The following is a 14,665-nucleotide window of genomic DNA, read 5'->3' as shown; positions in this document are numbered from 1 at the left end:
CGGCCGTTCAGACGATCTGCCAGACCGCAGGCACCGGCATGTCCAGCGACTCCGCTGGTAGCCCGGCGCCGAGCCACGCGGCCAGCCGCACCGGATCGGGTGAGGGTTCAAGTAGGGACGCCACCGCTCGGACGAGTTCCGGTCTGCTCAGGAGGGCGCGGGCGGCCGCGTCGCCGGTCTGCTCCGACCGGGCCAGCCCGAGACCGACCCAGGCATGGATGCTCGCGGGGTCGGCCGCGATGATGTCCGCGTACGCCGCCTGCGCGGCCTGCCGATCACCGGAGATCAGTAGGGCGTCGGCCGGCCGGGCGCCGGACACGGTGGCCGCCAGCAGATCGGGATCGTCCCGCATCCGCCGCATTGCGGCCGGGTCGGTGAGCTGATGCCGGATCAGCACCGCGCGGGTGTCGAACAGCCCGACCTCGGGACTGGTAGACGTGGTCACCCGGCAGCTGCCTGCTGGGACGACGGCCGGCCCGCCCCGCCGCCACGCATCCGCCAGCGTCTCTGCGGATGCTGGGTCCACGACCAGGTGGTGACCACGCCACATCGCGCGATGGTCGATCGCGGCCATCCGGGCAAGGCGTTGCAACGACTCGGGCACAGGCTTGTCGAGGCACGCCTCGACGGGGCCGTGCAGGGGGTCGAGAAACTGCCGCCCGCGCGGGGTGAGTCTGCCGCTGGCGATCAGGGTCTGCAACGCGCTGGAGGTCTGTCCACGCCACAGGCTCAGTTCGAACCCGGCGAGATCCGCGTGTTCGGGTGACTGGTGCCGGCTCCAGAACTCGGTTATGCCGGCGAAGGCGTACACCCCCTGCAGGAGGCCGCTCAAGGGCCGGGGGTCGTCACGCCACGGCGCGTAGTACCGCCGATCCGCGTCTTCGTCATGGAATGTGAGCAGATGGAGAAGAGCGCCCAGCTTCTGATGCTGTGTCTCGTGGACGAGGGTAACCGCTAGGTCGACGGCGTCATCGAGACCGGACAGCAGAACGTTGCCGAAGGCCTCGCCGCCGGAGGCGGACAGGTAGCGGAACCGTTCGCGGGACTGCACCGGGGTGAGTACCCGTAGGGTGGCGGCGATCGCCGGGGCGCGTTCCGGCTGTTCGCGGACGAGGATGGACCAGGCTTCGGTCAGTAGCCGTTGCCACTGGCTGACCTCGGTGGGCGATAGTGAACGGGGCGCGGTCGGGCCGCGTAGGTCCCGGTAGTGATCCCGGTCCATCAGTTCCACGGACAGGGAGAGTCTGCCCGCCGTCGCGGTCACGACGATCGGCGGCCGCCAGGCACCGGCGCCCGGCCCCACCGCGGTTTCGTCGGCGGTGAGGACCTCGAACACTCCATTCACGCAGCTGACATGAGCCGTAGACCAGGGCTCGGCGTCCGGAACTGCTGCCGAGCCGATCGTGGGTAGCACTACCATTCCGTCACGCGCCGGGACCGTCAGCTCGAACGTCAGGCCGGCACGGATCGCGGCGGCTGCTGCCAGCGTGTGCAGATACCCGGCCTCGGCCCACAGCGGAGGTGTTCTGCTGCCCTGATCCCAGCCGTTGAGGCGGCGCAGCAGGTGGGCGGCCCAGATGCCGACCTGGGGCTGGGCTAGGACGTCCTCGGCAACACCAGGATCGGCCCGGTCGGCCGCTACCACTAGTTGCCAAGCTTCACTGGCCGGGACCAGATTGCCGGATTTATCGCCAGCACTGGCCAGCCCGTTGAGCAGGAGAGACAGCACGACCATGCGCCAGCTGCGCTCGGTGGACCGCAACTGCTGAATGGCTTTCTCATCGCCGAGGCCGACGGAGAGGGCTCGGTAGCCGTCTACGCTCAGGCGGTGTCGAGGCCGGGTGGCGGCCAAGCCGATCGTCATGACCCGTGTGCTGTGGTTGGCGCTGAGTTGTCCGGTTCGGCGAACTTGCCGCTGTAACCGCTGATGCTGCCGCCTGACGCTTGTAAACGACGTGAGACCCAGGCTTCGGCTTCCGCCAGCCGGGTTCGGTGCAGTTCCGCGAGAGCGACCAGGGACAGGTCGACCAACTCGCACTCGACCGAGGGCTCAACCTCTCGCGAGGGTTCAGTCATCTGGGGCAGTCCTTCCACCCACCGCTTGGCGACGGCTAATCATGCCTTACCGCCTGACGCCGAAGGGCCATCGGGCAAGAGGTTCGTGCTGCACCGCTGGGGGAATCGTACCGGCGGTCCTGCGCTGCGACCGCCTAGCCGCGCGTAATCGCCACTTCCGCAGCCATCTTCTGGCGGTCACCCGAAGGTGCCTCAGAAGCCGCCCGGTCGGGCGGGGACGTCCGGGCTCGCGTGGTCCACATACCATCGTCACATGCTCTCCGAGGAATCCGTCGTCACCGTGCCCGCAGATGCCAGTCCGGGGCCCGTGGCCGGCACCGACGTGGTGTTTCTGCCGCAGGCGTTCGACCACGGCACACCGGTCTACCCGGCACATACGACACAGTTGGTCGACCAGTTGACCGCGCAGGGGGTCACCGCGCGCACCTGGCATCCGGCGGCGGATTCCGAGTTCCTGTCCGCCCGAGGCCCAGTGGGCGACACGTTGCTGCAGATCGCGGTCGGCATCGCGTCGTCGGCCGGCTGGTACGCGATCCAGTCGATGTTGCGCAGCCGCTCCGGGCCGCTGCGAGTGATCGCCGTGTTCGAGCAGGACGGTCAGCGGCGGCGGGCGGATCTGGCCGGTGACGCCGACGACGTGGTTCGCGCGCTGAAGACATTGGACCCGTTCGGACCGGGACGGCCCGATTGATCCGGTTCGGGTCGTCCCAGTGTCCGTGGAGTGGCCAGCCCGATGTTGGACCCGAGTGACGGCGAGCGGCGTGTGCCGTCCCTGCCTGGGAAGGAACATCGCCGGATCACCACCAAGGTAGCCGAGCTGCTTGAGGAGTCGGAGGTGGTCCGGGATCCGAGCAGCCGTCAGTCGCTGCTGCGTTTGATCGAGCGCGATCTGGCTGGGCCGCTGCGGCTGCGTGAGCTGGGGGGGGTGCGCCTGCAGTTGGTGGAGCTGATCACGGCCTGCATCGACCGTACAGGTGGGCTGCGGCTGCTGGCGGAGTGTCTCGACCTGCTGGAGCCGGACAGCGCGCGGACCCTGACGCTGTTCCAGTTGTCCGACGAGTGGCAGGTGTTCGAGCAGTTCACCGATCATGACTTGGGTTGGTTGCGTGACGATCTGTCCCTGTTGCCAGTGACCGCGCAGTGGCGCCGGTTCGTGGCCGAGTGCCGGCAGCTGCCGCCGCCAGAGCACTGCACGTCGCTTTGGCATCTGTTCGCCCACCTGGTGCTGGCACCGCCGGCCGGCGGGGTGCCGCACTGGTTGCGGCTGCTTGGCCGGCTCGACGACAGTGTGCCGGCCGGGTCGCGGCAGCGGCTGCGCCAGCTGGTGCGGACCCTTGCCGAGGAGTGGGACGTGCTGGAGGACGCCCTCGTCGCGACGGCCGTCTCCGACTCCACCGTCGCCCCGGACGAGGCCGCCGGCCCGGCGACGGCCTACCTGATCATCCAGTTCGAGAAGTACGGCGGCGACGACGACACCTTCATCATGTCGCACTGGTACCAGTGGGCGTCGCCGACTTGGGAGCCGGTGCGTGGTGAGCACCGCTATGTGCGCAACGGTGATCTCGAGGCCGCGGTCGACGAGGTGCTGTCGGAGACGGAGCGGCGCTGGGCATATCAGGCGGGTCCGGTAGCGATCGAGATCATCCTGCCGTGGCAGTTGCTCAACGAGCCGGTCGACACCTGGCGCAAGGAACTTCGGTCGCCGGTGCCGAGCCCGTTGGTGGTGGAGTATCCACTGGTGATCCGCTCGTTGGAGCGGCTGCGATCGCCCGAGTGGCATCGGCGTTGGCGGGTGCGTTGGCGTGGCGTTGCTGCGGGCGGTGGGTCTTCTCGGATATTCTGCGCCGCGCCTGATCAGGTTGACGCACAACTTGAGGCGTTGCTGACGGGTGACGAGGCGGCGGTCGTTCTGGTGTTGAGCGATCCGCCGTTGCCGGACAGCGCGGCCGAGCGGCAACTGCTCGTCGGCGTACGGTCCGGTGTCCCAGCCATCGTCTGGCACCGCGATCCGGTGCTGGCCGTTGAGCTGTGCCGGGTGCTGCGATCGATGGTCGAGTCGGCGAATGGGTTCGCCGGGGGGATGGCGCAGCTGCCCATGCATGTCGCAAAGTTGAGGAAGTCGGCCTGGGGTGAGGATCCGTCTGCCTCGGGCCGGCATGTCGGGCACGGCTTTGTGATCTTGTGGGACGATCCGATGCGGCAGCCCGGACAGACTGGCTCAGCCGGCGACGACTTGGGAGAGGCCCGCGAATGAGCGGTGACGGTCACCGGGGGACGGTCGGCGACGCCACTCGCCCTGATGGTGCACCATGATGGATTCTGTATGGTCGCGCGGGTCGGCCTTCGCCATCCGCCCATCCCTGCCCGAGCCGACCCGGCAGTTGGAGATCGTCGGTCGGCGTGAGGTACTCGTCGTCATCGACGACGACCCGGTGATGGAGTTCTGGTCCGACGAGTTCGCCCACTTCCTGGCGATGCTGCGCGAGCAGGACTGTTTCGCCTCGGTATCGGTCCGGTCCATGGTGGTCGCCGACGGCGCGGTGCGCTGGCGCGACGACCCACACGCCCCGCTGACCGTCCCCTCGGGTGACGGCGGGCCGCCGGTGGTCTTTCTGGTGACGCACGGCCGGTCATCGGCCTGGACCACCGGGTTGATCTTCCCGGTGCTGGTCGGCTGGGCAGCCCTGGCGGCGTTGGCCGTGGTCAACGTGTTGCCGCAGCAGCACTGGTACGACCGGGGAATGGACACCGCCGAGGTGCTGTGGACCCCGGCCGACGCCCGGCTGCCGACCGCTGAGCGTGCATGGCGGACCAGCGTGCCGGATGCGTGGTCGGCGACGGAGCCGGCGCAGACCGCCGTGCCGGTGATCGAGCGCGGCGGCGACTGGCTGTCGCGGTGGGGCCGACTGCTGGCCGGGTCGACGGCCGGTACGGTGCGGATGCCGGCGCTGCTGGTGCGCTCGTGGCGTACTGGCTCGGACCTGGATCCGGATTCGGGACCCGATCGGGTCCCGGGATCGGTGCGCGTACCGCGGCTGGTGCCCTCGGGGCTGCGGGCGACGGAGCTGGTCGCCCGGTTCCGGGCCAAGGCGTCGCCCCGGGCGTTCGCGTTGGCGACCCGGCTCGCCGCCGCCCCGTTGACCTCGCGGATCATCCGGGCGGTGCAGCGGACCGCCGGGCGGCTCGGCCCGGCGCATCTCACCGAGGTGCTGACGAGCGACTTGTTGCGGCCGGTCCGGCACGGCGGCGGTACGTCCGGCGGGGACACCCGGCTGCGGTACGAGTTCCGCCACGGGGTTCGGGACCAGCTGCTGGCGTCGAGTTACCGGGACCGCATCGTCGAGGTGCAGTACACGGTGGAAAGTGAGCTCGGCCGGGACATCGAGGCGGTGCGGAACCTGACCCGTCGGGTACGTAGCCCTCGCCAGGCCACGTACCCCCGGGTGACCCCGGCGTCCGAGCCGTACCTGCGGGTCGAGTTGGCGGTGCACCTGGCGTTGGGCGGCCCGAACCTGGTCGCCGCCGAGCGGCTCGGACGGGCGTTGGGATCGCCGGTTCGAGCCCGGAGACCTCGCTATCCGGCGACAAATTCGCAAGCGAGTCATACAGGTATGGAGCGGTCGATGTCTGACATAATGGAGCCACCGGGAGCGTCCTTCCCGTTCGGCGCCCGGCAGCCGGTGCCCCACCCCGGATCCGACCTAGAAGGGAGTGCGGTGTCTCCGACCGGCAGTGTCGTCCCGCCAACCACCGCTGTCCTGCACGCCCAGCGGCGCGACCAGCAGCCAGCGGTCGTCGGTAACCTGCCGCCGCGCAACACCAACTTCACCGGGCGGCGGGCGCTGCTCGACACGCTGCACCAGCGGTTGCGTGCCGGCACCACCGCGGTGCTGCCCGAGGCGGTGCACGGTGCCGGCGGCGTCGGCAAGTCCCATCTGGTCATCGAGTACGTCTACCAGCATCAGCAGGACTTCGACCTGGTCTGGTGGATCTCTGCCGAGCGGCCGGCGCAGATCCAGTCCGCGCTCGCCGAGCTCGCCAGCCGGCTCGATCTACAGGTGCCGGCGACGGCGAACACCGCTGTGCCTGCGGTGCTCGACGCGCTGCGCGTCGGTCGCCCGTACGCCAACTGGCTGCTGGTGTTCGACAACGCCGAGGATCCCGAAGACGTGGAGCGGTTCTTCCCCCGCGGCGGGCCGGGCAGCATCGTGGTCACCTCGCGCGACCCGCGGTGGGGTGAGATCGCCAGCAGCCTACCGGTCGACGTGTTCGACCGGCAGGAGAGCATCGAGCTGCTTCGTCGGCGCGACCCGGACCTGCTGGTCAGCGACGCCGAGCGGCTCGCCTCCGCGCTGCGTGACCTGCCATTGTCCATCGAGCAGGCAGCGGCTTGGCGTGCGGAGACGGCGATGACCGCCGACGAGTACCTGCAACTCCTGCACGACAGTCAACCCGACGTCGACGACGTGACCGACGTAGAGCAGGACTACCCGCCGCTGGTCGCCGCGGCCTGGCACATCTCCCTCAACGGGCTGCGGGAGCGGGACCCGTCGGCGCTGCGACTGCTGCAGGTATGCGCGTTCTTCGCGTCCGAACCGATCGGCCGGTCGCTGCTGTCCAAGCCCCGGTTGCAGATCCATCCCGACCTGGACCCGCTGGTGCGCAGCCCGATCCGGCTCAAGCAGGCAATCCGGACCATCGGCCGGTTGTCGTTGGCCCGCATCGACCACCGGACCAACTCGTTGCAGATGCACCGGCTGGTTCAGCGGGTGCTGATCCACCAGATGCGCGAGCAGGACCGCAAGGAACTGCGGCACAGCGCCCACCTGCTGCTCGCCGGCAACGACCCTGACGAGCCCGACGACGCCGACCACTGGCCGCGCTACGCCGAGCTGTACCCGCACATCGTCGCGTCCGGAGCCGATACCTGCCGGAACGAGCTGGTCCGGGACATGGTGCTCAACGAGGCGAAGTATCTGTGGCGCTGGGGCGACCACATCGGTGCCCGCGACCTCGCCCAGCGGGCGTACAGCTCGTGGATCGAGATGGGTGATGAGACCCACCCGGACAGTCTGCGGATGGCGACCTGGCTCGGATTCATGTACTTCGTCGTCGGGGACTACGCCGCCGCTGCGGAGTTGAATGCCCGGACGTTGCAGTTGTACCGGCAGACGGTCGGCGACACCGAAGAGGAGACGCTTGACGCGCTCGGTGCGGTCGCCGCCGACCATCGCGTCGCCGGTGATTTCGACGGGGCGCTGGAGCGCTCGATCACCGTCTACGAGCAGTCCAAGCGCAGCTTCGGCGACGAAGAGCCGTTCACCCTGCAGGCGGCACACAACCTCGCGGTCAGCATGCGGCTGTCCGGCCTGTTCGGTCGGGCGCTGCAGCTCGACGAGCAGACCTACGAGGGATTGGTGCAGATCTACGGCACTGATCATCCGAACAGCCTGGACACCCTCGGCGGCATCAACCTCGACCGGCGTGAGCTGGGCGACTACGCCGCTGCACACACGAGTCAGGAGAATCTTGTAGCAACCGCCCGGCGGGTGTTCAAGTACGATGACCACCCAGACCTGATCCGGCAGAGCCACCAGCTTTCCTGCTTCCGGCGTAAGGCCGGCCAGCATCACGAGGCGCTGGACCTGTCGACCGACGCGCTGCGGCGGTTCCGCATCCGCTACGGCGACGACCACCCGGACAGTGTGCTGGCCAACCTGACCGTCTCGATCGACCTGCGCGTCACCGGTGACCTGCGGGCCGCGCGGCAGGCCGGTGAGGCAGCCGTGCAGGGCCTACGGGCGCTGTACGGTGACGACCACCCACACACCGCCGGGGCGCAGGTCGACATGGCGGTGACGTTGCGCCTGCTCGGCGAGCACGAGCAGGCCCGGGAGGTTGCCGAGGATGGCCTGCGCCGGCTGACGCGGCGTCTCGAGGACGGACATCCTCTGGTTCTCGCCGCCCGCATCAACCTGGCCAGCGCCTGGTGTGAACTCGGTGAGTACGAGGCGGCGCGGGCGCTTGACGATGAGACGTTCGCCAGCTGCGTGGAGCATCTCGGGCCCGGCCATCCGACTACGTTGGCCTGCGGAGTCAACCTGGCTATGGACCTGCGCGGGCTGGGGCGGGAGCCGTCGGCGAGCCTGCTGTTCGACGACATCGTGGAACGGTACCGGTCGACGTTCGGTGAGCTGCATCCGGCGACCGCGGCTGCGGCGGCCGGGGTGCGAGCCAACTGCGACATCGATCCACTGCCATTGTGAGCAGGTACCGTCGGCGTAGCTGATCGGCCCGAACGGGTTAGCTCACCGGCCGGCCGGGCCCCGTACCGGCCAACCAGAGGACTCGTCCTGGCCGGCCGGGGTATTCGCCAAGCACTCACCGACCCAGGTCGCCAGTTCAACCGGGTCCGGTAGGTCGACCGCTGCGCTGCCGCGTGCGGTCTGCCGCAGCGTCTCCATGACCAGCTCCGGCCGGTGCAGCAGGGCCCGCGCCGCCGGGTGTGTCGACTCATCTGGCCAGGTCAGTCCCAGCCCAACCCAGCTGTGCGCCGCCATCGTCCCGCCAGCCAGGTCAACGGCCAGCTGTCGCAGGTAGCCGGCGCGGGCCCGGTCGACGTCGCCGCCGACCAGCGCGACGTCGGCGGCGGTCGCGCCGGCGACTCGGTCGGCTGCCGCGTTCGGCTCGGCGCACCACCGCTCGAAACCGGCCGGGTCGGCCAGCCGGTGGCGGACCAGCACCGCGCGGGCGTCGAACCAGGCCCGATCGGGCCGGGGCAGCGCGGCCGGCTGGCCGGACCGGGCATCCAGCAGCCACGCCGGCACCGGCCGCCGGTCAGACCAGGCGGCGGCCAGCTCCGCCCGTGCGGTGGCGTCGAGCCGTAGGTTGTGAGCCCGCCACAGGGCCCGGTGGTCGACCGCCATCCGGTCGGCCATCCGTAGCGGGTCGGCCGGCACCGGCTCGGTCTGGAAGGCGGCGACCGTGTCGTACAGGATTTCGACGAACTGGGTGCCGTGCCCGGTGAGCCGACCTGAGCCGAGCAGCGACCGTATCGCGTGCCGGGTCTGGCGGCGCCACAACGCGAACTCGAAGTCGGCTAGCCCGACCCGCCGGGCCGGGGCCTGCCGGCGGTGCATCCGCCAGAAGTCGGTGATGCCGGCGAACGCGTACACGCCCTGCAACAGCCCGGCTGCCGGTCGCGGGTCGTCGCGCCACGGTGCGTAGAAGCGCCGGTCGGGATCGTCGCGCACCAGGGTCAGCAGATGGGTCAGCGCACCCAGCTTGTGGTGCTGGGTCTCGTGCACCAACGTCATCGCGAGCTCGGTGGCGTCCTGGGGGTCGGACAGCAGTATGGCGCCGAATGCTTCCGCGCCGGAGGCGGACAGCTGCCGGAACGGCTCCCGGGCTGGTAACGGCGCGACGGTCCGCAGCACCGCCGCGATCGCCCGGGCACGGTCCGGCTGTTGCCGCACCAGCAGATCCCATGCCTGCTGGGTCAGCTCCCGCCAGCGGCGTACCCGCTCTTCGGCCAGCGGTGCCGGCGAAGCTGGTCCGCTGAGGTCCCGGTAGACGTCTCGGTCGAGGAGTTCCACCCGCAGGTCGATGCCGCCGGCGGTGGCGACCAGTCGGACCGGCGGATGCCATTGGGGGTCGCCAAGGCTGACCGGACCCGCGTCGCCTGCGGACACCTTGACCGTCCCGTCGACGGCGACCACCCGTAGCAGATCTACCTGTGGGTCGAGTTCCACGGCGGCGACGGTGGGCAGCACCAGGTGACCATCCCGGGCCGGGACTACCAGGTCGAAGCGGAGCCCAGCGCGGACCGCCGCTGCGGTGGCCAGCGCGTGCAGATAGCCGACGTCGACCCAGAGCGGGACGTCGCCGGGCCCGTCGGCGGTGAGCCGGCGCAGGGTGTGCGCCGCCCAGATGCCGACCTGCGGTTGGGCGACGACGTCCTCGGTGGCGTCCGGGTCGGCGCGGTCGGCTCGGACCAGCAACTGCCACGCGGCGTCCACACCGGGCAGCGGGCCGGTGGCGTCGGTGCGATGTCGGGCGGCGTCCACCAGGGCACGCAGCGCGGTCAGCCGCCAACTGCGTTCGGATCTGCGCAGGGCGGCGATGGCACGCGCGTCGCCGCCGGTGGCTGCCAGCTGCCGGAAGTCCTCCGCCGTGACGGTGTGCGTAGCTGTTGCCGGGCCGCTCAACCGAGCAGGTCTTCCGCCTGCGGGCCGGCGGGGGCGGCCCGGCTGGCAAACGAGACGCTGTAGCCGCTGATGTTGCCATCAGGGTCGGCGATCCGGTGCCGTACCCGGGTGATAGCGGCGGTTATGCCGCTACCGTTCATGCTGGTGAGCTGCGATATTCCCACCGTCGACAGATCGAGCATCTCGGACTCGATACCGGCCGGGGTGCTGTCCATCAGCGGTAGCCCTTCACGAAAGGTGACGGTCGATATCCTCATCATCGCCTATCCCCGCACGGCAACGGAAGCGCCGAGGCACATGCGTCACAGTGGTCGCGTCGATCGGCGGCACCTACGCGGCGAGCCGTCGGACTGTCTCGGCGAGGTGGTCGACGGCCGGATCGTCGCCGGTGAAGAAGCGGACGGCGGCGACGAGTTCGGACAGTCCGGTGGTGTGACGTAGGCAGCCGCGGACGATGTTGACGGCGTCGATCCGGGCAGCCGGGTTACGCCGGATCGAGGCGTACACCGACGGGGGCAGCAGGGACAGCATCTCCTCGCGGTCGTTCGGCCGGAGGAACTCCGGGATCTCCAACAGCGCGTCCACCACCGCGCCGATCGCCGCCGTCGACGGCCGCACCGGCCTCTCGACGGGCTTGCGCGACCCGCCCGGCTCCGCCGCCAGTAGTAGACCTTCGTCGCCGTAGGCGTTGCGGTACCACAGGTAGGTCGGGGTCTGCCCGGTCAGACCGTCGGCGCGTAGCGCGGTGAACTGGGCCCGCAGCAGCTCCGCGAGCCGCTGCGCGTCGTCGAGCGCCGTCATGCCGTCGGTGTCCATCAGCCGCAGCAGTTCCCGGCTGAACAGCCCGGTCCGCTGCCGGTCCAGGTTGGCGGAGGGTTGGCCGACGGCTGCGGCGAACAGCACGTCCTGGCTGCGTCCGGTGACCGGCCCGCCGCTCGGGAAGGTCTCATGTCCGTCGATGTGGCGCGGCCGGGCCGGGCCGTACGTCTGGCAGACGTCGACCAGCCAGAGCTGCCGGTGCAGCGCCGCGACGAAATCCGAGGCGTACGTCGCCAGCAGCGAGTCCAGGTCGAGGTCGACGGCGTCGGCGTCGGTGGCGTCGGCGTAGTACAGCCGGCGTCGCCGACCGGGGTCGACGAAGCCGTGACCGCCCCAGTAGACGTACAGTTCGCGCGCGGAGCTGGCGGGCAGCTCGCGCAGCAGCAGTTGGCGGACGGTGGCCCGGTCCGCGCGTCGCCGCCGCACCCCGGCCGGCAGGTCGTCAGCCGGCGGCGCCGGGTCGGTCAGCAGGTCCACGTTTCCGGCGGGTACGCCGTGGGCGACGAAGAACCGCGCGAACCGGATGGCGTCGTCGACCGGCCCGGTCAGGGCCCAGTCGTCGCCGGCCTGGTAGGCGCCGACGCCGACGGTGACCACCCGGATGTCGGGGCGCTGCGGCCCGGTCGTGGTCACCGTCCGACGGTACGGGTCGCCGACCCGGCTTGCGTCGTCTGGTCACCGGCTCCGGCTCCGAGGCCGAGGCCCAGGCCCGTTCCCAAGCCTGGGCCGGGGCTGAAACCGGGGCCCGGGCTGTAGCCGGGGCCAGGGCCGGCCGGCTGGACTCCCGCCAACAGGTCGCCGGTGGTGTGGGCCCGCACGTCGTCGGGGGCCGCGTCACCGGCGAAGCGGGTGACGACGGCCCGGACGTGTCGTTCGGCGACGTCGGCGAGACCGTCGTAGACGGCGGCGAAGACCTCCCGGGCGGGATCCCGTAGCCAGTTGGCCGGCAGCAGCTCGACCGGCAACTGCGGATCGAGGGTGGGGAACCGCCGGAAGGTGTCCATCACCTCGGTGCGGGCCCGTACCGCCGCCGGTCCACTCACCTGACCGGAGCGCACCTGGGGCAGCAGCGCCTGCCACCGGTCGACGAAGTCGCCGTACTGTCCGGCGATGGCCTCGACGTCCCAGGCGTCGAGCGGGTCGCGACCGGTGGTGGCGCCCAGGTCGGCCTGCCGGCCACGGAAGACCGAGATGGTGCCGGGAGTGAGCTGGGCGAGATGGCGCATCGCGGGCCCGGGCAGCGTGCGGGGGGAGATCCACAACCCGTCGTAAAGCGGCGCGAACCCCAGCCACCGGAGCTGGCCGCGCAGCGCCCGCCGTTGCGCACTGTGCTCCTGCGGTAGCGAGAACGCGACCAGGGTCCACTGGCCGTCCCACGGCCGGGTCGTCGCGGTGGCGGTGAGAATCCAGTGCCCGCCGATCGCCAGGCTGGCGGCGGCGGCGTGGGCGAGCCGGTACGAGCTGTGCCGGCCGCGCCGACTGCCTTCGAGTACCCCTCGGCGGGCGAGCCGGCTGATCGCGGTCCGGGCGCCGGCCGGCGTGACGCCGGACTCGGCGAGCAGCGCGACGATGGCGGCCGACGGCAGCCAGGCACGGGTCCGCAGGGTGTAGTCGGCCAGCAGGGTCACCGCGAGGCCCTGCGGCGAGTTGCCGGTCTGCCGTCGGGGCAGGCGTACCGGCCGGCCCGCCTCCTCGGGATAGATCTCCTCGATGCTGAACAGGCTCGTCACGGGCACTCCGGCGTGGCTCGGGGGCAGCGGTACCGACTGTAGACGGCGTGATCTCCGGTTGGCGCAGGTGACCTGGGTTCCTCGGTGCCGCCGCGCCTGCTGATAGAGCCACATCGATTGACACTTGTCGGTCCGGCGGGAACACTAAGTGACACACGTTGCCGTGCGAAGGCCGGGCGGGGCAGGGCCGGACGTCCCGCCGGTCGGCACACGACAGGGGACAGCACACGACAGGAAGGAGTCAGGTGCATGAGAATCAGACGAAAACTGCTGCTCGGCATGGCGATGTCGCTGGTCGCCGCCGGCCTGGTCGTCCCGGCGCTCCGGCCGGCGTACGCGGCGTCGTTGGTCCAGGTGACCAACTTCGGCAACAACCCGGGCGGGATGCAGATGCACGTCTACGTGCCGGACAGCCGTCCGGCGAACCCGGCGATCGTCGTGGCGATGCACGGCTGCGGCGGATCCGGGCCCGGCTTTTACTCCGGCAGCGAGTTCGCCTCACTGTCCGACCGGTACGGCTTCATCGTGATCTACCCGACCGCCACCCAGCAGGCCGGCTTCGGCAACTGCTTCGACGTCTGGTCCGAGGCGGCGAAGCGGCGCGGCGGCGGCAGCGATCCGGTGTCGATCATGTCGATGGTCCAGTACGCCCAGCAGCAGTACGGCGGCGATCCCAACCGGGTGTACGCCACCGGCAGTTCGTCCGGCGGCATGATGACCAACCACATGTTGGCCGTCTACCCGGACGTGTTCAAGGCCGGGTCGGCGTTCATGGGTGTGCCGTACAACTGTTTCGCCAACGCGGCGGACTATCCGCCGTGGAGCAGCCAGTGCACCGGCGGCAACATGAACCGGACCCCGCAGCAGTGGGGTGACGCCGTTCGCCAGGCGTACCCGGGTTACTCCGGCCCGCGGCCGCGGGCGCAGCTGTGGCACGGCACCGCCGATACCCTGGTGCCGTACTCGTTGCTGCAGGAGGCGGTCGACCAGTGGACCAACGTGTTCGGGCTCAGCCAGACGCCGACCCGTACCGACACGCCGCAGCCCAGCTGGAACCGACGTCAGTTCGCTGACAGCTCCGGCACCGTCCAGGTCGAGGCGTACAGCGTCCAGGGCGCCGGTCACAGCCTGCCGGGTGGCGGCATGGCCGCCGTCGCCATCGAGTTCTTCGGGCTGACCTCGACCGCGCCGCCGACGACCGCACCGCCGACCACGGCGCCGCCGACGACCGCGCCGCCGACGACCGCGCCGCCGACGACCGCACCGCCGACGACCGCGCCGCCGACGACGCAACCGCCGCCTACCGGCGCCTGCCGGGTCGCGGCCACCATCAACGCCTGGAACAACGGGCTGACCGGGAACTTCCGGATCACCAACACCGGTTCCAGCGCGGTCAACGGTTGGTCGCTGGTCTTCACCCTGCCCGGTGGGCAGACCATCACCGGGGGCTGGAACGCCACCTACTCACCGAATTCGGGGCAGGTGACGGCCCGCAACATGTCCTACAACGCCAGTATCCCGGTCAACGGCTCGGTGGACATCGGCTTCCAGGCCACCCACACCGGCAACTCCGGCGCACCGAGCTCGTTCACCCTCAACGGTGCCGCCTGCACCATCAGCTGACCAGCGGCTGAACCACCGTTCCGGGCAGGCTGGAACACCGGTCCGGGCAGTCAGACAGGGAGGGTCCCCGGGGCCCCGCGATCGGCGGGGCCCCGGGGACCCAGTCCTGCAGTCGTCGACGTCGTCCGCCGGGTCGGTCTACTCGTAGTGGTAGGGCCAGTAGATGTACCGGCCGCTGACCCGCTTCCTGCCGGCCAGCCGGGCGGCCAG

At 70.5% G+C, this 14,665-nt stretch carries 9 protein-coding genes; 4 read left to right on the top strand and 5 right to left on the bottom strand.

What is annotated here, in order from left to right:
- Positions 1-7: 7 nt before the first annotated feature.
- Positions 8-1,864: an HEXXH motif domain-containing protein gene (locus ACN27J_RS05820; RefSeq protein WP_421364285.1), complete on the bottom strand. Its 1,857-nt coding sequence runs from the start codon at positions 1,862-1,864 to the stop codon at positions 8-10.
- Between the two features lie 465 nt (positions 1,865-2,329).
- Here ACN27J_RS05820 and ACN27J_RS05815 point away from each other — a divergent pair, with 465 nt between their 5' ends.
- Genes ACN27J_RS05815 through fxsT form a run of 3 tightly spaced genes read left to right on the top strand, consistent with a single transcriptional unit; the run spans position 2,330 to position 8,342 of the window.
- Entirely contained in the window at positions 2,330-2,767 is a 438-nt protein-coding gene (locus tag ACN27J_RS05815; protein WP_421364283.1) for a hypothetical protein, read from the top strand.
- Positions 2,768-2,809: 42 nt separating this feature from the next.
- Positions 2,810-4,330: an effector-associated domain 2-containing protein gene (locus tag ACN27J_RS05810; protein WP_421364282.1), complete on the top strand. Its 1,521-nt coding sequence runs from the start codon at positions 2,810-2,812 to the stop codon at positions 4,328-4,330.
- A 55-nt stretch (positions 4,331-4,385) separates the two neighbouring features.
- On the top strand, positions 4,386-8,342 hold the full coding sequence (gene fxsT, locus ACN27J_RS05805) for an FxSxx-COOH system tetratricopeptide repeat protein (RefSeq protein ID WP_421364280.1): 3,957 nt from the start codon (positions 4,386-4,388) through the stop codon (positions 8,340-8,342).
- A 42-nt stretch (positions 8,343-8,384) separates the two neighbouring features.
- Here fxsT and ACN27J_RS05800 read toward each other — a convergent pair whose 3' ends face one another.
- The 4 genes from ACN27J_RS05800 to ACN27J_RS05785 form a co-directional block, all read right to left on the bottom strand.
- Complete coding sequence (locus tag ACN27J_RS05800; RefSeq protein WP_421364278.1) at positions 8,385-10,283, bottom strand: HEXXH motif domain-containing protein; 1,899 nt, start codon at positions 10,281-10,283, stop codon at positions 8,385-8,387.
- Positions 10,280-10,540: a hypothetical protein gene (locus ACN27J_RS05795; RefSeq protein WP_421364276.1), complete on the bottom strand. Its 261-nt coding sequence runs from the start codon at positions 10,538-10,540 to the stop codon at positions 10,280-10,282. Before ACN27J_RS05795 ends, ACN27J_RS05800 begins: the two co-directional genes overlap by 4 nt.
- Positions 10,541-10,613: 73 nt before the next feature.
- Positions 10,614-11,735 (bottom strand): effector-associated domain 2-containing protein, encoded by a 1,122-nt coding sequence (locus ACN27J_RS05790; protein WP_421364275.1) that lies wholly within the window; start codon positions 11,733-11,735, stop codon positions 10,614-10,616.
- A complete protein-coding gene (locus tag ACN27J_RS05785; protein ID WP_421364273.1) occupies positions 11,732-12,832 on the bottom strand; it encodes a PaaX family transcriptional regulator C-terminal domain-containing protein in 1,101 nt (366 codons plus the stop codon). Before ACN27J_RS05785 ends, ACN27J_RS05790 begins: the two co-directional genes overlap by 4 nt.
- A gap of 249 nt (positions 12,833-13,081) precedes the next feature.
- On the opposite strand from ACN27J_RS05785, the gene ACN27J_RS05780 reads away from it, so the two are divergent.
- Positions 13,082-14,455, top strand: a complete 1,374-nt coding sequence (locus ACN27J_RS05780; RefSeq protein ID WP_421364271.1) for a PHB depolymerase family esterase — start codon at positions 13,082-13,084, stop codon at positions 14,453-14,455.
- The last annotated feature ends 210 nt before the right edge of the window (positions 14,456-14,665 follow it).

Source organism: Solwaraspora sp. WMMB762 (assembly GCF_049179115.1).
Lineage (GTDB): Bacteria > Actinomycetota > Actinomycetes > Mycobacteriales > Micromonosporaceae > Micromonospora_E.
Note: the sequence above shows the minus strand (reverse complement) of the source record. Positions and strands in the feature narration are given on the sequence as shown.